General features: G+C 60.4%; 26 protein-coding genes, 1 tRNA gene and 1 other RNA gene. 15 read left to right on the top strand and 13 right to left on the bottom strand.

The genetic code is table 11. The features are described 5' to 3' along the window. The 5 genes from OUZ52_RS13255 to cydX all read left to right on the top strand — a co-directional run. On the top strand, positions 1 to 389 hold a 389-nt coding region (locus OUZ52_RS13255; protein ID WP_266158880.1), incomplete at its 5' end, for a M24 family metallopeptidase. 201 nt (positions 390 to 590) lie between these two features. After that, positions 591 to 809 carry a cytochrome oxidase putative small subunit CydP gene (gene cydP / locus OUZ52_RS22930; protein ID WP_343214943.1) on the top strand — a complete coding sequence of 73 codons (219 nt, stop codon included), beginning with the start codon at positions 591 to 593 and terminating at the stop codon, positions 807 to 809. A gap of 5 nt (positions 810 to 814) precedes the next feature. Continuing rightward, positions 815 to 2,380, top strand: coding sequence for a cytochrome ubiquinol oxidase subunit I (locus OUZ52_RS13260; RefSeq protein ID WP_266158910.1), 1,566 nt, complete (start codon positions 815 to 817; stop codon positions 2,378 to 2,380). 10 nt (positions 2,381 to 2,390) lie between these two features. Then, complete coding sequence (gene cydB, locus OUZ52_RS13265; RefSeq protein ID WP_266158881.1) at positions 2,391 to 3,521, top strand: cytochrome d ubiquinol oxidase subunit II; 1,131 nt, start codon at positions 2,391 to 2,393, stop codon at positions 3,519 to 3,521. Positions 3,522 to 3,553: 32 nt separating this feature from the next. After that, positions 3,554 to 3,685: a cytochrome bd-I oxidase subunit CydX gene (gene cydX / locus OUZ52_RS13270; protein WP_266158882.1), complete on the top strand. Its 132-nt coding sequence runs from the start codon at positions 3,554 to 3,556 to the stop codon at positions 3,683 to 3,685. 135 nt (positions 3,686 to 3,820) lie between these two features. On the opposite strand, the gene OUZ52_RS13275 is transcribed toward cydX, so the two are convergent. Continuing rightward, the gene (locus OUZ52_RS13275) at positions 3,821 to 5,131 is read right to left on the bottom strand and encodes an aminopeptidase P N-terminal domain-containing protein (protein ID WP_266158883.1); all 1,311 of its coding nucleotides are present in this window, start codon (positions 5,129 to 5,131) and stop codon (positions 3,821 to 3,823) included. Between the two features lie 34 nt (positions 5,132 to 5,165). Continuing rightward, entirely contained in the window at positions 5,166 to 5,732 is a 567-nt protein-coding gene (locus OUZ52_RS13280) for a UPF0149 family protein (protein ID WP_266158884.1), read from the bottom strand. Between the two features lie 95 nt (positions 5,733 to 5,827). Here OUZ52_RS13280 and OUZ52_RS13285 point away from each other — a divergent pair, with 95 nt between their 5' ends. The 7 genes from OUZ52_RS13285 (at position 5,828) to OUZ52_RS13315 (ending at position 8,988) form a co-directional block, all read left to right on the top strand. Then, positions 5,828 to 6,082, top strand: coding sequence for a TIGR02449 family protein (locus OUZ52_RS13285; RefSeq protein ID WP_266158885.1), 255 nt, complete (start codon positions 5,828 to 5,830; stop codon positions 6,080 to 6,082). A 35-nt stretch (positions 6,083 to 6,117) separates the two neighbouring features. Next, a complete protein-coding gene (locus OUZ52_RS13290; protein ID WP_266158886.1) occupies positions 6,118 to 6,420 on the top strand; it encodes a cell division protein ZapA in 303 nt (100 codons plus the stop codon). 6 nt (positions 6,421 to 6,426) lie between these two features. Then, positions 6,427 to 6,613, top strand: a non-coding RNA gene (gene ssrS, locus OUZ52_RS13295) — 6S RNA. 85 nt (positions 6,614 to 6,698) lie between these two features. Then, positions 6,699 to 7,319, top strand: a complete 621-nt coding sequence (locus tag OUZ52_RS13300) for a 5-formyltetrahydrofolate cyclo-ligase (protein ID WP_266158887.1) — start codon at positions 6,699 to 6,701, stop codon at positions 7,317 to 7,319. After that, the gene (locus OUZ52_RS13305; RefSeq protein ID WP_266158888.1) at positions 7,316 to 7,768 is read left to right on the top strand and encodes an EVE domain-containing protein; all 453 of its coding nucleotides are present in this window, start codon (positions 7,316 to 7,318) and stop codon (positions 7,766 to 7,768) included. The genes OUZ52_RS13300 and OUZ52_RS13305 overlap by 4 nt, the downstream gene beginning before the upstream one ends. Positions 7,769 to 7,846: 78 nt before the next feature. Further along, positions 7,847 to 8,488: a ribose-5-phosphate isomerase RpiA gene (rpiA, locus tag OUZ52_RS13310; protein WP_266158889.1), complete on the top strand. Its 642-nt coding sequence runs from the start codon at positions 7,847 to 7,849 to the stop codon at positions 8,486 to 8,488. A 119-nt stretch (positions 8,489 to 8,607) separates the two neighbouring features. After that, complete coding sequence (locus OUZ52_RS13315) at positions 8,608 to 8,988, top strand: hypothetical protein (RefSeq protein ID WP_266158890.1); 381 nt, start codon at positions 8,608 to 8,610, stop codon at positions 8,986 to 8,988. Between the two features lie 106 nt (positions 8,989 to 9,094). Here OUZ52_RS13315 and OUZ52_RS13320 read toward each other — a convergent pair whose 3' ends face one another. The 5 genes from OUZ52_RS13320 to rplM form a co-directional block, all read right to left on the bottom strand. Further along, entirely contained in the window at positions 9,095 to 10,456 is a 1,362-nt protein-coding gene (locus tag OUZ52_RS13320) for an XVIPCD domain-containing protein (RefSeq protein ID WP_266158891.1), read from the bottom strand. A gap of 123 nt (positions 10,457 to 10,579) precedes the next feature. Next, the gene (locus OUZ52_RS13325) at positions 10,580 to 11,092 is read right to left on the bottom strand and encodes a hypothetical protein (RefSeq protein WP_266158892.1); all 513 of its coding nucleotides are present in this window, start codon (positions 11,090 to 11,092) and stop codon (positions 10,580 to 10,582) included. 755 nt (positions 11,093 to 11,847) lie between these two features. After that, a tRNA-Gln gene (locus tag OUZ52_RS13330) sits at positions 11,848 to 11,921 on the bottom strand. Between the two features lie 69 nt (positions 11,922 to 11,990). Continuing rightward, on the bottom strand, positions 11,991 to 12,383 hold the full coding sequence (rpsI, locus tag OUZ52_RS13335; RefSeq protein WP_266158893.1) for a 30S ribosomal protein S9: 393 nt from the start codon (positions 12,381 to 12,383) through the stop codon (positions 11,991 to 11,993). 9 nt (positions 12,384 to 12,392) lie between these two features. Beyond that, the gene (gene rplM / locus OUZ52_RS13340; RefSeq protein ID WP_114845115.1) at positions 12,393 to 12,821 is read right to left on the bottom strand and encodes a 50S ribosomal protein L13; all 429 of its coding nucleotides are present in this window, start codon (positions 12,819 to 12,821) and stop codon (positions 12,393 to 12,395) included. 139 nt (positions 12,822 to 12,960) lie between these two features. Between rplM and OUZ52_RS13345 the strand changes: the two genes are divergently transcribed. Beyond that, positions 12,961 to 14,166, top strand: coding sequence for a (Fe-S)-binding protein (locus OUZ52_RS13345; protein ID WP_266158894.1), 1,206 nt, complete (start codon positions 12,961 to 12,963; stop codon positions 14,164 to 14,166). Then, a complete protein-coding gene (coq7, locus tag OUZ52_RS13350) occupies positions 14,166 to 14,807 on the top strand; it encodes a 2-polyprenyl-3-methyl-6-methoxy-1,4-benzoquinone monooxygenase (protein ID WP_266158895.1) in 642 nt (213 codons plus the stop codon). Before OUZ52_RS13345 ends, coq7 begins: the two co-directional genes overlap by 1 nt. 64 nt (positions 14,808 to 14,871) lie before the next feature. Here the strand turns inward: coq7 and speD are convergent, their stop codons facing one another. Continuing rightward, entirely contained in the window at positions 14,872 to 15,657 is a 786-nt protein-coding gene (gene speD / locus OUZ52_RS13355) for an adenosylmethionine decarboxylase (RefSeq protein ID WP_049622792.1), read from the bottom strand. Positions 15,658 to 15,939: 282 nt separating this feature from the next. Here speD and crp point away from each other — a divergent pair, with 282 nt between their 5' ends. Beyond that, the gene (gene crp / locus OUZ52_RS13360) at positions 15,940 to 16,635 is read left to right on the top strand and encodes a cAMP-activated global transcriptional regulator CRP (RefSeq protein ID WP_266158898.1); all 696 of its coding nucleotides are present in this window, start codon (positions 15,940 to 15,942) and stop codon (positions 16,633 to 16,635) included. 42 nt (positions 16,636 to 16,677) lie between these two features. On the opposite strand, the gene OUZ52_RS13365 is transcribed toward crp, so the two are convergent. The 5 genes from OUZ52_RS13365 to OUZ52_RS13385 all read right to left on the bottom strand — a co-directional run bounded on the left by OUZ52_RS13365 (position 16,678) and on the right by OUZ52_RS13385 (position 21,008). After that, positions 16,678 to 17,700 (bottom strand): bifunctional helix-turn-helix transcriptional regulator/GNAT family N-acetyltransferase, encoded by a 1,023-nt coding sequence (locus OUZ52_RS13365; protein ID WP_266158899.1) that lies wholly within the window; start codon positions 17,698 to 17,700, stop codon positions 16,678 to 16,680. A 286-nt stretch (positions 17,701 to 17,986) separates the two neighbouring features. Next, complete coding sequence (locus OUZ52_RS13370; protein WP_323135347.1) at positions 17,987 to 18,514, bottom strand: HAD family hydrolase; 528 nt, start codon at positions 18,512 to 18,514, stop codon at positions 17,987 to 17,989. A gap of 4 nt (positions 18,515 to 18,518) precedes the next feature. Beyond that, the gene (gene trpC, locus OUZ52_RS13375; RefSeq protein ID WP_266158900.1) at positions 18,519 to 19,313 is read right to left on the bottom strand and encodes an indole-3-glycerol phosphate synthase TrpC; all 795 of its coding nucleotides are present in this window, start codon (positions 19,311 to 19,313) and stop codon (positions 18,519 to 18,521) included. A gap of 46 nt (positions 19,314 to 19,359) precedes the next feature. Further along, the gene (gene trpD, locus OUZ52_RS13380; protein WP_266158901.1) at positions 19,360 to 20,415 is read right to left on the bottom strand and encodes an anthranilate phosphoribosyltransferase; all 1,056 of its coding nucleotides are present in this window, start codon (positions 20,413 to 20,415) and stop codon (positions 19,360 to 19,362) included. Beyond that, on the bottom strand, positions 20,412 to 21,008 hold the full coding sequence (locus OUZ52_RS13385; RefSeq protein ID WP_266158902.1) for an anthranilate synthase component II: 597 nt from the start codon (positions 21,006 to 21,008) through the stop codon (positions 20,412 to 20,414). The genes trpD and OUZ52_RS13385 overlap by 4 nt, the downstream gene beginning before the upstream one ends. Positions 21,009 to 21,265: the final 257 nt, after the last annotated feature.

The raw sequence follows: 21,265 nt of genomic DNA on the forward strand, positions 1-21,265 counted from the left end.
GCATGAGCGCAGAGAGCGCCGTGGAGTCCGGCGTCACCGCGGCATTCTTCCCGCATGGCCTGGGGCATCCCATCGGGCTGCAAGTACACGATGTCGCCGGCTTCCAGCAGAACGAGCGTGGCGGCAGCATCGCACGCCCGGCCGGCCATCCTTATCTGCGCATGACCCGGGTACTTGAACCCGGCATGGTCGTGACGATCGAGCCCGGCCTTTACTTCATCGATATGCTGTTGGCCGAACTGCGCGACAAGCCGCTCGCCGCCGATATCGACTGGGCCAAAGTAGAGGCCTTCCGTCCTTACGGCGGCATCCGCATCGAAGACGATGTGGTGTGCACCGAGGCCGAGCCGGAGAACCTTACCCGCGATGCGTTTGCCCTGCTGAGTTGATCGTCATCCGGCCGGCGCCGGCTCGATTCGCCTGATTCATTCGCACAAGCGCGCGTGCCATGCACGCCAGCCCCCTCTCTCCGGACCACGGGGAGAGGGCAAATTGTCCTTGCGGCGATCCGCCACTGCGACATTGCTCCACACAGACAATACGTTTGTGCGGTGTACCATGCCCGCAGACACAGCAGGGGTGTATTTGCCATGTCCACCTTGTTCAATCACGCTAGGAAGACTGCGCTGCCACGCCGGCCACTCCGTCGGCTGGCACTCGAATTAATCCTGATTGTCGTTGCCAAAATCGCTTTACTGAGTTTGATTTGGTGGGTAGCGATCGCTCCCCATCCGCGCCCCGACACCCGCCCCGAAGCGATTGAGCACTTGCTCGCGCCGACCTCATCCTCTTCGCCGCACGAAGGCTAACCATGATTATCGACACCGACGTCGTAACCCTGTCGCGCCTGCAATTCGCGCTCACGGCGCTTTATCACTTTCTGTTCGTGCCGCTGACTTTGGGCCTGGTATGGATGCTCGCCATCATGGAGAGTGTCTACGTGATGACCGGGCGCGAGGTATGGCGGCGCATGGTGCAATTCTGGGGCGTGTTATTCGGCATCAACTTCGCCATGGGTGTCGCCACCGGCGTCACCATGGAGTTCCAGTTCGGCATGAACTGGGCTTACTACGCGCATTACGTCGGCGATGTCTTCGGTACGCCACTGGCGATTGAAGGGCTGATGGCGTTCTTCCTCGAAGGTACCTTGATCGGCCTGTTCTTCATGGGCTGGAAGCGTTTGAGCAAGGTCAAACACCTGCTGGTCACCTGGTTTCTTGCGCTCGCCACCAGCCTCTCGGCACTGTGGATACTGATCGCCAACGCCTGGATGCAGAACCCGGTCGGCTCGGCCTTCAATCCCGAAACCATGCGGATGGAGGTCACCTCATTCGCCGAGGTGTTCTTCAATCCGGTGGCGCAGGCGAAATTCGTGCACACGGTCAGCGCCGGCTATGTGATGGGCGCGATGTTTGTGCTGTCGATCAGCGCCTGGTATTTGCTGCAAGGGCGCAACGTCGATTTCGCCAAACGCTCGATGACGGTAGCCGCCAGTTTCGGATTGGCCGCCGCCTTGAGCGTGGTGGTGCTGGGCGATGAATCGGGTTATGCGGTGTCTGAAAACCAGAAGATGAAGATGGCCGCGATCGAGGCCATGTGGGAAACCGAGCCGGCTCCTGCTTCTTTCACGGTGTTTGGCATCCCTGATGTGCAACAGCAGACCACGCATTTCGCCGTACGCGTACCGTGGGTGATGGGCCTGATCGGCACGCGCTCGATCGACACCCCGATCCCCGGCATCGCCAATCTGGTCGAAGAAACCAAGGGCAAGATCGGTAACGGCATCCACGCCTACGACGCCATGCTGGTGCTGCGCGAAGACAAGAACAACGCCCAAGCGCGGGCCATTCTCGCCGCACATGACAAAGATCTCGGTTACGCCTTGCTGCTTAAACGCTTTATGGACGATCCGCGCAAAGCCACCCCGGCGGACATCCAAAAGGCCGCTGACAGCACCATCCCCAATGTGCCGGTGTTGTTCTGGGCGTTCCGCATCATGGTCGCCTGCGGCTTCTACTTCATCGCCTTGTTCGGCTTCTCGTTCTGGCTATCCAGCAAGCGCAAACTCGATAGCAAGCGCTGGTATCTGAAGCTGGCGCTATGGAGCCTGCCATTGCCATGGGTGGCCGCGGAACTAGGTTGGATCGTTGCCGAATACGGCCGCCAGCCATGGGCCATCGAAGGCATCTTGCCGACCGCGCTGGGCGTGTCGTCAGTGACCACCGGCCAGGTATGGACTTCGCTCGGCGGCTTCGTGTTTTTCTACACCGCCCTGGCCATCGTTGATGCCGTGCTGATGGTCAAGTTTGCCCGCAAGGGTCCGGACGGACTTGGTATCTGGCCGCCTGCCGATACCCACACCACCCCCGCCAAGGTTTGAGGAGAGCGCCATGTTCGACTATGAAAACCTGCGGCTGATCTGGTGGGCCCTGCTTGGCGTGCTGCTGATCGGCTTCGCCATCATGGACGGCTTCGATTTCGGCATCGCCGCCTTGCTGCGAGTGCTAGGCCGCAACGACGATGAGCGGCTGGTGCTGCTGGAAACCATCGAGCCCACCTGGGAGGGTAACCAGGTCTGGTTCATCCTCGGCGGCGGCGCGGTATTTGCAGCATGGCCGATGCTTTACGCGGTGTCGTTCTCTGGCATGTACCTGGCCATTGCACTGGTCTTGCTGGCCTTCATCCTGCGCCCGGTCGGCTTCAACTTCCGCGGCAAGGTGCACGACGCGCGCTGGCGCAACCTGTGGGACTGGGTGCTGGTCGGCTCGGGCGTGGTGGTGATGCTGATCACCGGCGTGGCCTTCGGCAATTTGTTTCTCGGCGTGCCGTTTCAGTTCGATGGCGATTTGCGCATGAGCTGGCATGGTGGTTTTTTCGAGTTGCTGCACCCATTCGCGCTGATCGCCGGGCTGGTTTCGCTCAGCATGCTGCTGGCGCATGGTGCGTGCTGGGCTGCATTGAAGGCGGATCAGCTGATCGCGGAGCGAGCGGCGCGGCTTGCGCGCTGGTTTACCCTGATTTATGTGCTGGTATATGTGCTTGCCGGCATCTGGCTGGCCTACGGCATACCCGGCTACGCCATCGTTGGCCCGGTGGTCACCGACGGCCCAGCCAACCCGCTGTTCAAAGCAGTGGCTCGCGGTGGCAGCTGGTTTGCCAGCTATCTGCAACAACCCTGGTTCTGGGCTGCACCGGTCTTGGCCTTGCTCGGCGCCATCGGTGTGCAGCTGACCGTTGGCAAACGCGGTCTTGCTGGCTTTCTTTGTAGCAGCCTGATGGTGGCCGGCACGATTCTGTCGGCAGGTTTTGCCCTGTTTCCGTTCTTGCTTCCCTCCAGCCTGGACCCGCGCTCCAGCCTGACCATCTGGGACGCCTCCTCCAGCCGTGGCACCTTACTGCTGATGCTTGGCGTCACCACCGTCTTCATGCCGATCATCATCGCCTACACCAGCTGGGTCTACCGGGTGATGCGCGGACGCGTGACGCTTGAACACGTACGTAACTCCGACCACACCTACTGATCACGCTTACCTAGCAAGGAGCCAAGCAAACCATGTGGTATTTCTCCTGGATTCTCGGCCTCGGCCTGGCCTGCGCCTTCGGCATTCTCAATGCGATGTGGTACGAGGTGCATGCCACCGATGAGGCTAATCGCCATCGCTCGCCGGCTGAAAAGGACGACTAGCGTTACACCATCTGTTCGCCTGCAACGCCGGGTTGCGCTCGCCGCAACCCGGCAGTCTTCCCCGGAATAGGCGTCTTTTCATCGACCTTGCCGGCAGCGTCTTGTCGTCATGCACGGCGATCGACATGACAACCATCAACGAGAGGCCAGCAAGGCCTCGATCTCATCGGCCCGCTTGGGCACCTGATGGGTCAGCACCTCATTACCATCGCGGATCACCGCCACATCGTCTTCGACGCGAATACCGATGCCACGCCAGCGCTCGGCCACGGATAGGTCACTCGGCGGCACGTAAATACCCGGCTCCACCGTCACCACCATGCCCTCTTCAAGCAAGCGCGGCTCGCCATCGACGCGGTAATCGCCCACGTCATGCACATCCAGCCCCAGCCAATGGCCGGTTTTTGCCGGAAAAAACCGCTTGTAGCTGCCATCGGCCATCGCCGTATCGGCCGTGCCGTGGAGTAAGCCCAGTGCGCACAGGCCTTCGGCAATCACCCGTACTGCTACCTGATGCGCTGCATCGAATGGACGGCCCGGCTTCACTTCATCGATCGCCGCCGCTTGCGCCGCAAGCACCACTTCGTAGAGCAAGCGCTGTTCGCGGCTATAGCGCCCGCTGACTGGAAAAGTGCGGCTGATGTCCGAGGCATAGCACTCCAGCTCGGCACCAGCGTCGATCAGCAGCAAATCACCCTGCCGCAGCCGCGCGCGATTCGCCTGGTAGTGCATGACACACGCGTTGGCCCCAGCCGCCACGATCGGCGGGAACGCAGGCACCGCGCCGTGGCTGTGAGTGACCCGCAACAGCTCAGCCTCGATTTCATACTCGTGCCGGCCCGCCACCGCCATGCGCATGGCGGCCAGATGCGCCTCGGCAGCAATGCCGGCAGAGGCGCGCATCAATTTCAATTCAGCGCGTGACTTATACAAGCGCAGGTCATGCAGCAAATGTCCCAGCGCGACGAATTCTTTCGGCACCACGCCGCCGCCACGCAGCTGGCGCAACCGGCGCATCCAGCTGAGCAGCCGCGCATCGAATTCCGGCTCACGGCCAAAATGACAATAAACCCGCCCACGCCCTTCGATCATGCCGGGCAAGATGTCGTCGATATCGTCGATGGGGAAAGCGTCGTCCATGCCATAGGCGTCTACGGCACGCTCGGTACCGATCGACTCGCCATGCCAGCGCTCGTGCTCGGCATCGCGCTCGCGACAAAACAACACGGCCTCGCCATGCTTACGACCCGGTAGCAGCGCCAGCACGCTATCGGGCTCGGGGAAACCGGCGAGGTAATGCAAATCCGAATCTTGCCGATACGGCCAGGCCGCATCGGCATTGCGCATACGCTCGGGCGCCGCGGCGATCAGCAGCACCGCATCGTCTCCGGCCATCCGCATCAACTGGCGGCGACGGCGTGCGTACTCTGCAGGCTCGATACTCAATGTCTCACTGCTCAACGTGGCGATGCCCAGGCACTCAATGCACGGTGTCGTTGCCGGGCCCATTACGCGCGCTGACACACTCGGCATGCAACAGCATGGCGCCAACACGCACGAATTCATGCACTTCGATCAGCGCGTCTTCGTCTTCGCTTTCTTCACCGAAATCGAACGCGGAGCTGGCAATCGCGCCCAGGTCGCGCAGGATCTCTTGCGCATCGTCGGTGAGCTTGGCATGCGCCTCGGCCCCGGCCAGCCCAAAGCCACCCAGGAAACCACGGCACCAATCGACCAAGGCCTCGGCGCGCTCCGGCAGCGGGCGATCATCGACCGGCAACAGCGGCTCGAAGCCCAGTTCGGGGTCGGCCAGTTCGGCCTCGCACTGCTTGTCGAGGCGGTCGAGCAGGGTTTTGTCCTGGGCCGACAGCACGACCTCCTCGCCATCCAGCTGCAGCGCTGCCAGCATGGACTGCCGGCCCAGCCGGGCACCCCCGGCAAGATAGCCACATAGCGAGCCATGCAGCTCGCTGGCCTGCACGCCCAGCCGCAGCCGAGCGCAGGCAGCGTCCAGCTCGTCGTGGCCGACCAGTTCGATCGCGGTCATGACGGTACTCCTTCAAGATTGAGGCGTCAGTTTAGCCGGTCCGGGCATGCTCTAGCGCCGCTGATTTCGCCAAACCTCCTGCTATAGTTTCCCGCATGAGCGCGCCCGACACCGTCAAGCCGGATCCGATCAAACCGGATCTGATCAAACAAGAACTTACCGCCTTGGGCGAGCAGCTTGATCGCTTGCTCGAAATAGTGCGTCGTCTCAACGAGGAAAACCGCAGCTTGCGCCATAGCCAGGAACAATTGGCGAATGAGCGCGCAGGCCTGATGGCCCGCAATGAGCAAGCGCGCAGCCGGGTGGAAGCCATGATCCAGCGCCTGAAAGCGCTTGAGCACAACGGCTGAGTGTCACATTCAATGACTTGTGCAGAGATTGCCCGATGAGCAACAGCGAGCCGGTCGCCTTGCGACTTATCGACCGTGAATTCCTGATTGCCTGCGCACCGGAAGAACGGGAAGGCCTGCTTGAGGCGGCCAATTACCTCGATCGCAAGATGCGCGAACTGCGCGCCAACGCCAAGGCGCCGGGTTTCGACCGGCTGGCGGTCTTGGCCGCCATCAGCGTCACGCATGAATTCCTTGCCCTGCGCAATCAGCACAGCGGACACGATCAAAGTTTGAGCGATGGACTGACCGCTTTGCGACGCAAGCTTGATGCAGCCCTCGAGGCTCAACTAAGATAGCGATGGCGTTTTCTGCGATGTTCGCCAGCGCACTCTTACATTTGCCTTGTTCCTAATTACGGCCCCGGGTCGGTTTTTCATCGGCTGTTGTGCATGTCCGCCGCGTGCGGAAAGCCTTGAGGCCATGTAACCCTCCCACCTGATCCATCTTGGATCAAGGTCGTTTGGTGTGCAGCGGCATCGCGGTTAACGCCACCTTTTTGCTTACCTGGCCGCCAGACGGCCAGGTAAGGCCGCTCGCCGCACGCCACCAGGACCACCACAGGAGACGCGCGATCGTGGATACCACCACCCAGCGACGCGAGCTACGCCAACAACTGGCCGAACGCCGCCGCGCCCTCACCCCGCAGCAACGCATTGCCGCCGCGCAGGGTTTGCGCCGCAGCCTCGAGCAATTGCCCGAATACCTCACCGATACACGCGTGGCCGGCTATTGGGCTTGCGATGGCGAGCTGCCGCTGAACCTGGTGATGGCGCCACTGGCTACCCGTGGCCAGCAGTTTTTGCTGCCCTTGATTGGCGATGATCGCTCGCTGCGCTTTGCACCGTGGACCTCCGGTGAAGACGTTCAACCTAACCGCTACGGCATCCCTGAGCCAGTCGCGCCACGGGAATGGCTGGCGCCGTTTCAGCTCGATCTGGTGCTGGTACCCTTGCTCGCTTTTGACCGCCGCGGTCATCGGCTTGGCTACGGCGGTGGCTATTACGACCGCAGCTTCAGCTTTCTGCGTGAACAAGTGCGCCCCACCGAGCCCCTGCTGGTCGGCATTGGCTACGACTTTCAAGAATTGCCTGCCATAGACGCGGAGTCATGGGATGTTCCGCTCGACTACATCGCGACCGATCGCGAACTGATCGACTGCCATGGCGATACCAAAAATGGAGCGGCGCAGGTATGAATCACTGGTTGATGAAATCCGAACCTGACGCCTTCTCCATCGACGACCTCAAGCGCAAAGGCCGCGAGCCCTGGGATGGTGTGCGCAACTACCAGGCACGTAATTTCATGCGGGACGGTATGCGTGTTGGCGACAAGGTGTTTTTCTACCACTCCAACTGTGCCGAACCGGGCATCGTCGGTGTCGCCGAAGTCGCCACCGATGCCTACCCCGATCCCGGCCAGTTCGACCCCAAAGGCAAGTATTTCGACGCCGCCAGCACGCGCGATAACCCGCGCTGGGTGCTGGTCGACGTGAAATTCGTGAAGAAGCTCAAGCGCACCATCACGCTTAAAGAGCTGCAGGCGCAATCATCGCTGGCCGAGATGGCACTGGTGCGCAAAGGTAATCGACTGTCGGTCATGCCGGTAAGCGCCGCCGAATGGCGCGCCATCCTCGCGCTGGAATGAGCCAAGACAGCCCCCCCTCCCAAGGCTTCGACAGGGGGACCGCAGGCATCCCATCCTTAAAGTTACGGAATCACCCTTATGAGCAACAACGAAAAGCGCCTGGCTGGTGAAGCCGCCATCCGTTATGTCGACGATGGCGCGATTGTCGGCGTCGGCACCGGCTCCACGGTGGCTTACTTCATCGACGCCCTGGCCGACCTACGCGATCGCATCCAGGGTGCGGTATCGAGTTCGGAGCAGTCCACCGCCCAGCTGAAAAAGCACGGCATCCCGGTGCTCGACCTCAATGCGACCGGCCCGCTCAGCCTGTACGTGGATGGCGCTGACGAGTGCGACCCGTACAAGCGCCTGATCAAAGGCGGCGGCGCCGCACTGACGCGGGAAAAAATCATCGCCGAGGCTAGCGAAAAATTCATCTGCGTGATCGATTCCAGCAAACGGGTCGATTTGCTCGGCAAGTTTCCGCTGCCGATCGAAGTCATACCGATGGCCCGGAGCCTGGTAGGTCGCGAAATCGCCAAGCGCGGCGGCCAGCCGGTATGGCGTGACGGTGTAGTAACCGATAACGGCAACTGGGTTATCGATGTCCACGGCTGGCAGATTGCCGACCCAGCCGCGCTGGAAAACGACCTGAACCAGATCCCCGGCATCGTCGCCGTAGGCCTGTTTGCCCGCCGCCCAGCCAATATCGTGCTGATCGGCGACCAGCTGATGGACTAACTTAAGCTCACTTAAGGTGCGTGGTGGATCCCTGACGAATGGCCGATTGAATCCTGCCAGCTAGCCACCACAGTAGCGGTACACGGATGTACCCCCTTGACCCCACAAAAGCCCTCGTCATGCGCACCCTGCGTTTTTCCATCATCCTTGCGTTGGTGCTGTTGCCCATTGCCTCATGGGCCAGCGGCGCCACGCCCTCCGTCAGCCTGACCCAGCTGAGTCAGCTGTATTCATCGCAAACCGGCCACATCACTCCCGACACTTATCTCGACCAGCGCGTCACCGTGCGTGCCGTGGTGGCCAAGGTCAGCCAGGACCCGCGTGGGCGCCTGCGGGTCAACCTGGTCGATGAGGCTGGGCAGATTGAAGGCCGCGCCACCTTTGAGCCGGTTTTTGCCGCCCAGGCAAAAACACTACAGCAAGGCCAGCCATTCACCGCGGCCTGCACCATCGAATTCAGCGCCAACGAACCGATCATTCTGGGCGATTGCCAGCTCTGAGCACTTGTTTACGATGCCTGATTAGCCGACATCGAAATCACAAGCAAGCCCAAATCCGGCCCCTGGAGCCGACGCTGATATCAAGCCAGCGCCAGGGGCACGCGAGTTATACGTGAGCTTGCGGTGGCACCTGATTTGCCTGCTGGCTCAATTTATCAAGGCCCTGCCGCTGCGCTTGGGCCAGTTCCGGTTGCTTCTGTTGCATCACCTGCTGCCATGCCTGACTACTCTGGGCAACCGAGGTATTCACTGCCTGCTCGGTTGGCACCTGCGTCATCCGTTTGAATGGTGAATTCAGATCACCCTGCACTGCAAATGCGCGCGAGGCATCGTCACTCAACACCGCATGATTGACCTCATGCATCCCATCCCGGCGCGCCGCCACGACCAGGGCCGCCGCCAGGTTATCGCTGCGCTGGTCCGGTGCATGGCCCTGATGCACATCGAGGCGGTGTACAGCTTCGCGAGTCTGCTGATAAAGCGCATGATCAGGATGAGAGGCCTGATCCAAAAGCGGCACCGGACGGACACCCTGTTGCCCCTGCACAGCAATTGGCACGTATGTGTGCGTCGTTGCGGTATGGTCAAAATGCCGTTGAGTCGGCGGACTTGTGCTCTTGTCGGCATACGGCATCGGCTGCGTGTTCGGCCCCAGATTGATGCCGTTTTCCGCCACCGTCTGCGGATTGAGGCGCAGCTGAGCCATATTCAGGCTCATTTCCGGACCGACCGGAACTGCTTGCCCGGGCTGCGCCTGTTGCGGCGGATTGTAGTGTCGCTCGTACGTCACTGCAGCGCCAATGGCGTACGCCCCGTCATAGTTGGGGTAGTCGGAATTGCCGTGAAAGCCCAAACCACCTGGCGCAGGGCGCGCCTTGTCGTAGAAGTTCTGCCCCATACCCTCGAGATTGTGCGCTGAATAATCCATCGAATGATCAGCATTGACCTGCAGGTTGGGTTTAAGCACATAGGTGGGCGGAAACACGGAGCGATTCACATCAATGAAATCATCCATACGACCGGGGTTGCGATTGTAGATATCGCCTAGCGTCGGCGCCGCCGCGTTACGGGTCGTGGCATCTTGCTGTGCTGCACTCACCACCGCGTTCCAGCCGGAAATTTCCGCCCCGGCCTCATCACGCCGATTAGCAGCGATCAGATTACCGATGGGTGCCGTGTAATCGTGATCAAGCCCGGGCGCCGTCGCAACGACGGTGAGCTCTTGGGCGAAGGCTGCACTCGCCTGACTCGCCGCCGCCGCGTTAAAACCGTGCTGCAGTTCGTGCCCGAGGACAAAAGTCGGCTCGCCGGTATCGAAGCTGCCGTTTGGCGGCGTGTTCAACATCGTCAAGGGCAAACGCATAGATTGATCGGTCGAGCTGTATTCGCCACCAGCATGTGGATTGGTCAGTGGCTCAATTTTCCGCAGATGACCCTGGGCAACAGCGTCGTTGACCTCTTGCGTCAACGCGGGCGAGGCATTAATCGTCGCCTGCAGGTTTTGTACTTGTTGCTGGGTCACACCTGGCTGTTGGCCGAAGGTATCGATGATCGCCTGTGCTTGCTGACTGATAGGCATTGGGAGATCTCCTTACCGCACCAAAACCATTTTTACGCAAGCTTGGCCGGCGTCGTTACTGTCCGCCGGCATAGCCATCGGATGCACCTCGACGCGCATACCCGGGCGATCGAAATAGTCGAAGGTCCAGCGATTATGTTCGCCATGCGAAGATTGCCGACTGAAGCCCATAGCCTCGAGTTCTGCAGTGAAATCCGCAAAATCAAACTCGCAGATCTCTGCAGGCGACGGCTGCGTGCCAGGCATGCTGCCGAACACGAAATCCACTCGCGGACCGATCGAACCCACCTGCAAATGCTGGATGCTCCAAGCCCAGCTGGGTGATAAACGCTCGCCGTAGCCGTATTCATTCTTGTTGATTACTTTGATGTCTACATCCATGCCCTTGTGCATATATTCGGGCGTGAAATCACTGATGCTTTGGCTCCCACGAATCAGTTCAAGCAAGCGCTGCAGCGCTTGCTTGGCGGTAAGTCGGGGTGAAAGGGGGGGCTGATCGTTATGGGTCGTTGTTGGCGTGGTCATCGCGTGATTCTCCTTGACGTGATCTTGGGGCGAGTTGGGTGCCGCCGATAACGGCAGGCAAGCACTCAACGTCCAAAGGGTGAGTACGAAAAGTCTGCAACGGGTCGCGCTGAGTCCTTGCTTGCTCCGCTTATCGGGCATGCCAATCTCCTCAAGATGTTCAACGACTGAGCATGTACTTGTAATGGCTTAGCGCGAGGTCATAACTACACCAACTGATGTCATCAATACGCGACCAACTGATCTTTCGACGTCATCTGTGGCTACTACCTCACCAGCCTCCCTTGCTTTCACATCGAGTCTTTATCGGCGTTTGAAAATAATGCAGCCCTCCTGAATCCGGACCAGCCCTCGACCCGACATTCCAACGAAAAGCGAAAATCACATAGTCAGGATGATTGAATCACTATGGCTTGCTCATTCCACACGCAGGAACAGAGCATTTGTCACGCCAGAACCGAGCAAATTCGCAAAGCTGGAAGCAACACGTTGCGTCAAAACTTGATCGGACTCGCATTTTCAGTATGCCGCAGCACAAGATCGAACCCATCGACTTCGAAGGTGACGTCTGAGGCCAGCTGGAGGCTTTATGGAAAGCGTACACGTCCATGCCTTGGCCAATACATGGGCTTTAGGTATGAAGGGGACAGGCCCGGCTTGAACTAGCAATCACCAATATGAGCAAGTCCCGCATAGCCTAGAACCTGACGCGACGCCAAAAACAAAAAGGCCCCGCTTTCGCGGAGCCTTGATGTTGGCTGGGAGACTAGGATTCGAACCTAGATAAACGGAGTCAGAGTCCGTTGTCCTACCGTTAGACGATCTCCCAAAACCTAGCGGAGCGGTGCGCTCTGACTTGGATGCACCGGACCGTCGAAGCAGTCGTTCTAGTGAACGATTAGCGCTTCGAGAACTGGGTTGCGCGGCGGGCCTTATGCAGACCGACCTTCTTACGCTCGACTTCACGGGCATCGCGCGTCACGAAGCCGGCCTTGCGGAGCGGCGACTTGAGGCTTTCGTCGTACTCGATCAGTGCGCGGGCAATGCCCAGGCGGATCGCGCCGGCCTGGCCGGTGATACCGCCGCCTGCCACAGTGACCTTGATGTCGAACTTATTGGTGCTCTCGGTCAGTTCGAGCGGCTGGCGCACGATCATGCACGAGGTCTCGCGACCAAAAAACTGCTCGAGGCTCTTGCCGTTGACAATGATCTCGCCGTTGCCCTTGCGCAGGAACACGCGAGCGGCTGAGGTCTTGCGGCGGCCGGTGCCGTAATTCTGCTGGATCGCCATACTGATTCCTTAGAGTTCCAGCGCCTGCGGCTGCTGTGCGGTATGCGGATGTTCGGCGCCGCCGTACACCTTGAGCTTGCGGTACATCGCGCGGCCCAGGGGGTTCTTCGGCAACATGCCCTTGACGGCGATCTCGATCACGCGCTCAGGGTGGGTAGCCAGCAGGTCCTTGAGACTGGTGGTCTTCAGGTTGCCGACGTAGCCGGTAAAACGGTGGTACATCTTGTCGTCAAGCTTGGCGCCGGTGACAGCCACCTTCTCGGCGTTGACCACAACGATGTAATCGCCGGTATCGACGTGCGGAGTAAACTCCGGCTTGTGCTTGCCGCGCAGACGGCGCGCGATTTCGGTCGACAGACGACCGAGCGTCTTGTTCGTGGCGTCGATCACGAACCAGTCGCGCTTGACGCTTTCCGGCTTGGCGCTGAACGTTTTCATTTCGGAATACCTGGTCTGCCGCCGTAAGGCGGTGTGCATAATCAGTGGAGCAAAGGCGCGAGATGATAGCGGAGCTTTCATCTATCGCGCAAGCCCACGGACCGGCGGGCTGCGAGTCGGCGATGATAGCATGATCAGCATGCCGCTTGAGAAGACCCCCAACCGAATTGCCGCACTGGCCGATCAATGCGTGCAGTGTGGGCTGTGCCTGCCCGTATGCCCTACCTATGCGCTGGACCGCAATGAGGCGGAATCGCCGCGAGGGCGAATAGCCATTGCGTCGGCACTGGCCAAGGGCCAGGTTATCGCCACGCCCGCCCTGCGTGAGCACCTGGACCATTGCCTAGGCTGCCTCGGCTGCGAACGAGTCTGCCCGGCCAATGTGCAGTATGCCGAATTGCTGGTTGAAACCCGCGCCTTGCTTGGCCCCTCACCTCAACGGCCACGCGGATTGCTCGCCTTGCTCAAGCGACCAGCCCTATTGAGACCGCTACTGGCCGTGGCTGGCTGGTGCCGGATGTCGACATGGCCGTTACCGCTCGGAAAAGCCTGGCGTACCGCGCTGAACTTGCTGCCCAGCCAACGCGCATCACGGCCGGCGCAAGCCATGAGCAACTCGACCTCGCCGCCGCAACCCAGCCTCGCCCAGGGCGTGGTTGCGCTGTTTCCCGGCTGCATTGCCAGCATCGAGGATGCCGAAGCCCAGCAGTCCGCCATCCGCCTGCTTGGCGCGGCGGGCTATCGGGTCGTGCAACTACCCGCCTTCTGCTGTGGCGCGCTGGACCTGCATGGCGGCGCCGCCACGGCGGCCGAGCAAGCGGCAGCACACGTTCGCCAGGCCTGGCATGCCAGCGGAGCCCAGCACTTGCTGACGGTAACCCCCGGCTGTCTGGGCACTTTGCGGCGCGCCCTGCCCGGAGTCGCGGTGACCGACCCTTACACCTTGCTTGCCCAGCAGGCAGAGCGCCTGCATTTTCGCCCGCTTGCTCGTCGCGCAGCATTGCACCTGCCGTGCACGCAAACCAATGTGGCACGCAGCGATGCCACGTTATTGCAACTGCTGCGGCGCAGTCCGCAGCTGGATGTCAGCGCATTACCATCGCCGCCTTATTGCTGTGGCGCCGCCGGCAGCCATTTGCTGGAATTCCCGGAGCGCGCATCCCGCCTCCGCGGGGAGATGCTGCGACGCGTTGCCGACTTGGCACCGCAGCTGCTGCTGTCGTCCAATATCGGCTGCCGCCTGCATTTGGCCGCCGGCATGAGCGAACCTGGGCAAGCATGGCCACACCTGCACCCCTTGACGCTGCTGGCGCAACAGCTTGAGAACGCCCCTCTGGAGCCCTGATGAACACACGCACCTTCTCCCCATTGGACCGCCTGCTGATGGGTATCGAGCGCGCCATGGAGGCGATTGCCGGCAGCCCCGAGGCAAACCGCAGATCCCCTGGCGCAGACATGGCCGAGGGCGAGCTGGACGACCCGGCGCGCCGTCATGTGGCCGGCTTGATGCGCGTCAATCACACCGGCGAGGTTTGCGCCCAGGCCTTGTATTTCGGGCAAGCCGCCCTGGCTCGTGATAGCGAAACCCGCGATCACCTGCTGCACGCCGCCGCCGAAGAAACCGATCATCTGGCCTGGTGTGCAGAGCGCCTGCGTGAACTGGATAGCCGCCCCAGCCTGCTCAACCCGCTGTGGTACGCCGGCAGCTACGCCATCGGTGCCGCCGCGGCCGCCATCGGCGACCCGGTCAGTCTGGGCTTTGTGGTCGAAACCGAGCGCCAGGTAGAAGCCCATCTAGCGGAGCATATCGAGCAGCTGCCCGCCCAGGACGAGCGCTCGCGCGCCATCCTGAGCCAAATGCAACTCGACGAGAGCCGGCATGCGCAGGCCGCGCAACAGCGCGGCGGCATTGACCTACCTTTCCCCATCCCCAGGCTGATGCAACTCAGCTCGATGGTGATGAAAACGGTGGCTTACCGGTGGTAACCCACGGCTAAGCCATCTTGGGCAGGGCCATAAAAAAACCGCCTTTCGGCGGCTTTTTTATCCATCACATCAGGTTGCGGCCGTGGAACAGCTCTTCGATCTCGCGGCGCAGCAGCGACTCGATGCGCTGGCGCTCCTTGAACGAAAGGTCGTCGGCGTGCGCTTCGAACAGGTAAGTATCCAGGTCGAAGTCTTTGATGTGCATCTTCGTGTGGAACATGTTCTCTTGATACACGTTGACGTCGAACATCTCGTACTTCTGGCGGATATGCCGCGCCAGGTAGTCCTGCACCGAGTTGATCTTGTGGTCGATGAAGTGCTTCTTGCCCTTCACGTCACGGGTAAAGCCGCGTACGCGGTAATCCGCGATCACGATATCTGACTCGAAACTGTCGATCAGGTAGTTCAACGCCTTCAGCGGCGAGATCACGCCACAGGTGGCCACGTCGATATCCGCGCGGAAGGTCGCGATGCCGTTGTGCGGATGCGTCTCAGGGTAGGTATGGACGGTGATGTGGCTTTTGTCCATATGCGCCACCACGGCACCGGAAATGGTGTCGCGACCGAGTTTTTCGACCACCGGCTCCTCAGAAATGAGAATAGTGACCGAGGCACCCTGCGGATCGTAGTCCTGACGTGCGATATTGAGGATGTTCGCGCCGATGATTTCTGCTACATCGGTGAGAATCTGGGTCAGACGATCGGCGTCATACTGCTCATCGATGTACTCGATGTAGCGCTGGCGCTGTTCTTCCGACACTGCATAGCAGATATCGTAGATATTAAAGCTCAAGGCTTTGGTAAGGTTATTGAAGCCTTGCAAACGCAAGCGCGGAAGGGGTTTCACCACAACGACTCTCCATGACCTAATGCGGCCAGCAGTAGAGGGCGGGTTAGCTACAAGGGTCCCCGCTGCATAGTACGACGCGTAAGAACGAAGCCTCCGCGACCCTTGTTACCGGGCAGTGACAAAGGTGTCACGCCGGAAAGACCGTTAAGTATGCGACAAAAGTCTGAAAAACTGAACCTGCGGTAGACGCGCATTTTTAGTTTGTCATAATGCTGCGGGGGACTATTTAGGCGCGATGACGCCGATCCTGCGGTACTTGAACCTACTTCTTCGGGGCAGCACGTGGCGCAACTCAAATACCAACTACAACAAGCATTTGAACGTTCCCAGGCACCTGCCGGATTTGCCCCTGACCCGGCATCGATGGAGCGTTTTCTTGCGCTTTGTCACCGCCGCCGCTATCCGGGCAAAACCGCCATCATCCGACCGGGCGATCCGGCCAACACGCTTTATTACATCATCGAAGGCTCGCTGGCGGTATGCACCGAGGACGAGCAAGGGCGCGAACTGATCCTGGCCTATCTCAGCCGCGGGCAATTCATCGGCGAAATGGGGCTGTTCGTGGAGCAGGCTCAACGCGAGTCGGTCGTCCGCACCCGCACCCCTTGTGAAATGGCAGAAATCAGCTACGAGCGGCTGTTCCAGCTGATGGAAGGGCCATTGCGCGAGGAATGCCCGAAAATTCTCTGCGCCATCGGCGCACAGCTCACCCATCGTCTGCTGCGCACGTCGCGCCAGGTCAGCCGAATGGCCTTCATGGACGTCACCAATCGCATTTCGCGCACCTTGCTCGATCTGTGCCAAGAGCCAGACTCGATGAGCCACCCCGACGGCACGCAGATCCGCATCTCTCGCCAGGAAGTGAGCCGTATCGTGGGCTGTTCGCGTGAAATGGTCGGCCGCGTACTCAAACAGCTGGAAGAGCAGCGCATGATCGATGTCGCCGGCAAAACCATCGTGGTGCGCGGCACGCGTTAATCGACGAATCGCGCCTCCCCGCCCAGGCGGGGAGGCGCAGCCTCACACCTCTTGGCTTGTGCGCGTCGCTCGGGCCTGGCGCTTGCGAACCGCTTTTTTGCCCCGAGCCGCCCCAGCCCCCGGCTGATAAATCATGTACACATCGGCGCGCTCATAGTGCGAGCCCAGACGTGTCGCCGGCTGCAGCACAAAGCCGGCCTGCTCATACATGCGCAACGCCGTCTTCAGCTTGCTGTTGGACTCCAGGAACAAGTGCTCGCCCTGGCGACGATGAAATTCACCGATAGCTGTGTCCAGAAGCCGTCGGCCGGCACCCAGCCCACGAAATGTTTCGTCCACGCCCATCTTGGATAATTCGTAAACACCCGCCGACTCACACAACAGGGCGCAGGTGCCGATCAGCTCGCCACCTAGCCGCGCAAAAAAGATCGCCCCGCCTGGCTGCAGCACATAACGCTCTGGGTCACTCAACATGGCGCGGTCGATATCTTCCAGTTTGAAATCACGCTCCAGCCACTGCGAGTTCAACCGGTAGAAGTGCTCCCGCAAGGCGGGCTCATAAGGCACGATTTCCAAAGGGGCAGCCACCAAGGCCGCATGCTCGACCATGACGGCAGCGGCGAGCGGCCGCTCTTGCAAGGCCTTTTCGCAAGCCGCCATGGCCGCCAGCAATGCCTTGCCCTCCGCCCCCAGCGATGACGCCACCCCTCGTCGAATCGAACACCAGATGGGCCCGAGGGCGCCTAGCGAATCTCTTGCCTTGTCGGTGAGCGCCAACACGCTACGGCGGCCATCCTCGGCATCGCGCCGCCGCCGCACCATGCCGGCACGCACCAGTTTGTCGGTCAACTGGCTCACCGCCGAATGGGTTTGGCCGATAGCCATCGCCACCTCACTTACCGTGGTCGGCCCGTTCTCCCACAGATAGCGCAATACCGGAAACCAGCGCGACTCGATCTGCGCGCCACAGCCCCGATAAACCTCGTCGGCGGCGGTATAGAAATAATCGCTAAGCGCTTTCAGCCGGCTACCAAACGCCAATTCAGCCAGAGAAGACAGGTACATGCGAGGCGGCCTCCATAATTGCGTTAGCACTAACGTAATTGCTCGAATAAGCCGATGCAAGTGCCGTCATAAGGCACCATAAAGAAGGTCCGCCAAGCACGGCGGGCCTTCTTTCATGCCCATGTTTACGCTCCAGGAAGCATGCTGAGCCGGCGCGCCTGACGACTCAAAACCACTCGACCCGCGTCACGCTGCGCCCAAGCGCGCGCTCGAGTTTTTTTGCACAGCGCAGGCGTGCCATTGACCAACACCGCCTCGGCAGCGGGCTTGAGCATGGGCACGTCCATCAGGGAATCCGAGTAGGCGAGCTGCCATGCCTCGACCCCATGCCCAGCAGGCCCGGCTTGAGTTGCGAGGCAAGCACCTGCACCTCGCGCAAACCCAGTTGCTCAAGCACGCTGGTGACCAGGGTCCGCTCGCAGCCAGTCACCACGATGACCCGATCACCCGCTGCCTGGTGCCTTCGCAAGGCCAGCAAGCCATCCCGGCTGAATTGCCGGGGTCGGCTGACCAGGGTCTTTGCAAAGGCCTGCGCCGCGACCGCATAACGCGCCTCGTTGAGCCCAAGCAAACCGATATGGACCAGGCTACGCAGCGACAACCGCCATGAAAACGGCAATCGCAGCAGCAGCCATGGCGACGCCAGCAGAGCCAGCAGCTTGTACGGCCATGAGCGCGCATAGCGATCACGCATGAACAGCGTGAACGCATCGCCATGGATCAATACGCCGTCGAAATCGAACAGCACCGTCCGTGCGGCGACAGCGGGCCTATCTGCCGTCACCGACAGCACTCCTGTTTCACTGACATCCATGAGCTTACTGCGCAGCGAAGAGCCGCTTCAGCTCCTGTCCGGGATCAGGTGCACGCATAAATGCCTCGCCCACCAGGAAAGCATTGATACCGGCGTCGCGCAACAGGGCCACATCCTCGGGCGAGTGAATGCCCGACTCACTGACCAGAATGCGGTTGTATTCCATCAGCTCTTGCAGCTCGAGCGAGGTATCCAGCGAGGTTTTGAAAGTGCGCAAGTTACGGTTATTCACGCCGATCAACGGCACCGGTAGCGCCAATGCACGCTCCAGCTCTTCGGCATCGTGCACTTCGCACAGCACATCGAGATCCAGCTCGGCCGCCAGCATCGACAGCTCCAGCAAGGCCGCGTCGCCGAGCGCGGCGACAATCAGCAAAATGCAATCGGCGCCAATCACCCGCGCCTCATAGACCTGATAAGGGTCAATCACGAAATCCTTGCGCAGCACCGGCAATGCACATGCCTCGCGCGCCTGCTTCAGGAAATCCTCGCTACCCTGGAAAAAATCGCGATCGGTCAGCACCGAAAGACAAGCCGCGCCACCGGCCTCGTAGCTGCGCGCAATCGCTGCCGGGTCGAAGTCGGCGCGAATCACGCCCTTGCTGGGACTTGCCTTCTTCACCTCGGCGATGACAGCAGGCAGGCCGGCATCGATCTTCGCTTCGATCGCCGCGGCAAAGCCGCGCGTATCCGGCATATCGGCGACCCGGGCGGATAAGTCAGCCAGCGAAAGTTTGGCGCTGCGCTCGGCGATTTCTTCCGTCTTGCGCGTCAGGATGCGAGAGAGGATGTCAGCCATGATGTCCAGTGCTCAATGTTGGAGCGCATCGAGTGCGCATGAGAGATTACAAAGCAGCGAGTCGCTGAGTAGCCGCCACGAAAGCCTCTATTTTTGCACGAGCGGCGCCGCTGGCAATGGTTGCGCGCGCCAATTCGATGCCCGCACCGATGGAATCGCTTACGTCGGCCGCATACAGCGCCGCCCCTGCATTCAGACATACCACATCATGCGGCACGCCAGGACGTCCATTGAGCGCATCCAGCAACATGGCGCGGGACTCCTCGGCATTCTCTACGCGCAAATTGCGGCTGGATGCCATGGCCAGGCCAAAATCCTCCGGCTCCACCTCATATTCACGCACCTCGCCATCACGCAGCTCGCCGACCAGGGTGGCCGCGCCCAACGAAATCTCGTCCATGCCATCGCGCCCCCACACCACCAGCGCGTGCCTGGCGCCCAGGGCCTGCAGCACACGCACCTGGATACCGACGAGATCGGGGTGAAAGACGCCCATCAGAATATTCGGCGCGCCCGCAGGATTCGTCAGTGGGCCGAGAATATTGAACAGCGTACGTACGCCCATTTCCTTGCGCACCGGCGCAACGACTTTCATCGCCGGGTGATGATTTGGCGCGAACATGAAACCGATATCGGTCTCGGCCATACATTGCGCCACCTGAGCCGGCGCCAGATCAATCCGGCCACCAAGCGCCTCCAGCACATCCGCGCTGCCCGATTTGGACGAGACACTGCGGCCGCCGTGCTTGGCCACGCGCGCGCCCGCGGCAGCGGCGACAAACATCGATGCCGTCGAAATATTGAAGGTCGATGCGCCATCGCCGCCGGTACCGACGATGTCGATGAAATGATCGTGCGGCGGCGCATCGACTTTGGCCGACAGCTCACGCATCACCCGTGCCGCACCGGTGATTTCGCCGATGGTTTCTTTCTTGACACGCAAGCCGGTGATGATCGCGGCCGTCATCAATGGACTTACATCGCCACGCATGATTTGCCGCATCAAGGTGATCATTTCATCGTGAAATATTTCGCGATGCTCAATCGTGCGCTGCAAGGCCTCTTGTGGCGTGATCGGCGCGCCATGCTGCAGCGGACTCATGCCGCAAGCTTCAACGGTTGACCCAGAAAATTGCGCAGCAAATCGTGACCATGCTGGGTAAGAATCGACTCGGGATGAAACTGCACGCCCTCGATCGCCAACGCCTTATGCCGCAGCCCCATGATTTCGTCGATCGAACCATCGGGGTTTTCGGTCCAGGCCGTCACCTCAAGGCAATCGGGCAAGGAACCTTGCTCCACCACCAGCGAGTGATAGCGCGTCGCCTCGAACGGATTCGGCAATCCCGCGAACACACCCTGGCCACGGTGATGCACTAGCGAGGTTTTGCCGTGCATGATCTGTTTGGCACGAATCACCTTGCCACCAAACGCCTGCCCAATGGCTTGATGCCCCAGACAGACGCCGAACACCGGGATATCCCCTGCCAACTCACGTAACACATTCAGCGACACACCGGCATCGTCCGGCGTGCCCGGCCCCGGTGAAATCATGATGTGCGAAGGTCGCAGCGCGCGAATGCCCGCCACATCCAAAGCATCGTTACGCACGACTTTCACCTCCTGCCCCAGCTCGCCGAGGTACTGCACGAGGTTGAAGGTGAAGCTGTCGTAGTTGTCGATCATGAGCAGCATAAAGGCATTAACCTTTTGATTTATATACAGTTTAACGGGGCGGCATAATGATTAACGCCTCCCATAAATACCCCCGACACCGACATCTAACCGCCACGTGTCTAGAGCCAGGCATTCTAGCGGCCGATTCCGCATGACTGTAGCCGTATTTTTTCAGTGCCACGGACAGGGGCGATATAAATAAAAGGCATAAAGCAAAAAAACGAAAGACATGCAAAACCTGCACATCAGGATTGAGCTCACCGCGTACAGCGTCA

Origin of the sequence: Dyella silvatica (assembly GCF_026283955.1) — a bacterium.
Classification (GTDB): Bacteria; Pseudomonadota; Gammaproteobacteria; order Xanthomonadales; family Rhodanobacteraceae; genus Dyella_C; species Dyella_C silvatica.

Excerpts from the sequence above, each read along its gene's own strand:
- cydP (WP_343214943.1), top strand. The coding sequence starts at position 591 with ATGTCCACCTTGTTCAATCACGCTAGGAAGACTGCGCTGCCACGCCGG.
- cydB (WP_266158881.1), top strand. The coding sequence starts at position 2,391 with ATGTTCGACTATGAAAACCTGCGGCTGATCTGGTGGGCCCTGCTTGGC.
- cydX (WP_266158882.1), top strand. The coding sequence starts at position 3,554 with ATGTGGTATTTCTCCTGGATTCTCGGCCTCGGCCTGGCCTGCGCCTTC.
- OUZ52_RS13280 (WP_266158884.1), bottom strand. The coding sequence starts at position 5,732 with ATGACCGCGATCGAACTGGTCGGCCACGACGAGCTGGACGCTGCCTGC.
- OUZ52_RS13285 (WP_266158885.1), top strand. The coding sequence starts at position 5,828 with ATGAGCGCGCCCGACACCGTCAAGCCGGATCCGATCAAACCGGATCTG.
- OUZ52_RS13290 (WP_266158886.1), top strand. The coding sequence starts at position 6,118 with ATGAGCAACAGCGAGCCGGTCGCCTTGCGACTTATCGACCGTGAATTC.
- OUZ52_RS13305 (WP_266158888.1), top strand. The coding sequence starts at position 7,316 with ATGAATCACTGGTTGATGAAATCCGAACCTGACGCCTTCTCCATCGAC.
- rpiA (WP_266158889.1), top strand. The coding sequence starts at position 7,847 with ATGAGCAACAACGAAAAGCGCCTGGCTGGTGAAGCCGCCATCCGTTAT.
- OUZ52_RS13315 (WP_266158890.1), top strand. The coding sequence starts at position 8,608 with ATGCGCACCCTGCGTTTTTCCATCATCCTTGCGTTGGTGCTGTTGCCC.
- OUZ52_RS13325 (WP_266158892.1), bottom strand. The coding sequence starts at position 11,092 with ATGACCACGCCAACAACGACCCATAACGATCAGCCCCCCCTTTCACCC.
- rpsI (WP_266158893.1), bottom strand. The coding sequence starts at position 12,383 with ATGGCGATCCAGCAGAATTACGGCACCGGCCGCCGCAAGACCTCAGCC.
- rplM (WP_114845115.1), bottom strand. The coding sequence starts at position 12,821 with ATGAAAACGTTCAGCGCCAAGCCGGAAAGCGTCAAGCGCGACTGGTTC.
- OUZ52_RS13345 (WP_266158894.1), top strand. The coding sequence starts at position 12,961 with ATGCCGCTTGAGAAGACCCCCAACCGAATTGCCGCACTGGCCGATCAA.
- coq7 (WP_266158895.1), top strand. The coding sequence starts at position 14,166 with ATGAACACACGCACCTTCTCCCCATTGGACCGCCTGCTGATGGGTATC.
- OUZ52_RS13365 (WP_266158899.1), bottom strand. The coding sequence starts at position 17,700 with ATGTACCTGTCTTCTCTGGCTGAATTGGCGTTTGGTAGCCGGCTGAAA.
- OUZ52_RS13370 (WP_323135347.1), bottom strand. The coding sequence starts at position 18,514 with ATGGATGTCAGTGAAACAGGAGTGCTGTCGGTGACGGCAGATAGGCCC.
- trpC (WP_266158900.1), bottom strand. The coding sequence starts at position 19,313 with ATGGCTGACATCCTCTCTCGCATCCTGACGCGCAAGACGGAAGAAATC.
- trpD (WP_266158901.1), bottom strand. The coding sequence starts at position 20,415 with ATGAGTCCGCTGCAGCATGGCGCGCCGATCACGCCACAAGAGGCCTTG.
- OUZ52_RS13385 (WP_266158902.1), bottom strand. The coding sequence starts at position 21,008 with ATGCTGCTCATGATCGACAACTACGACAGCTTCACCTTCAACCTCGTG.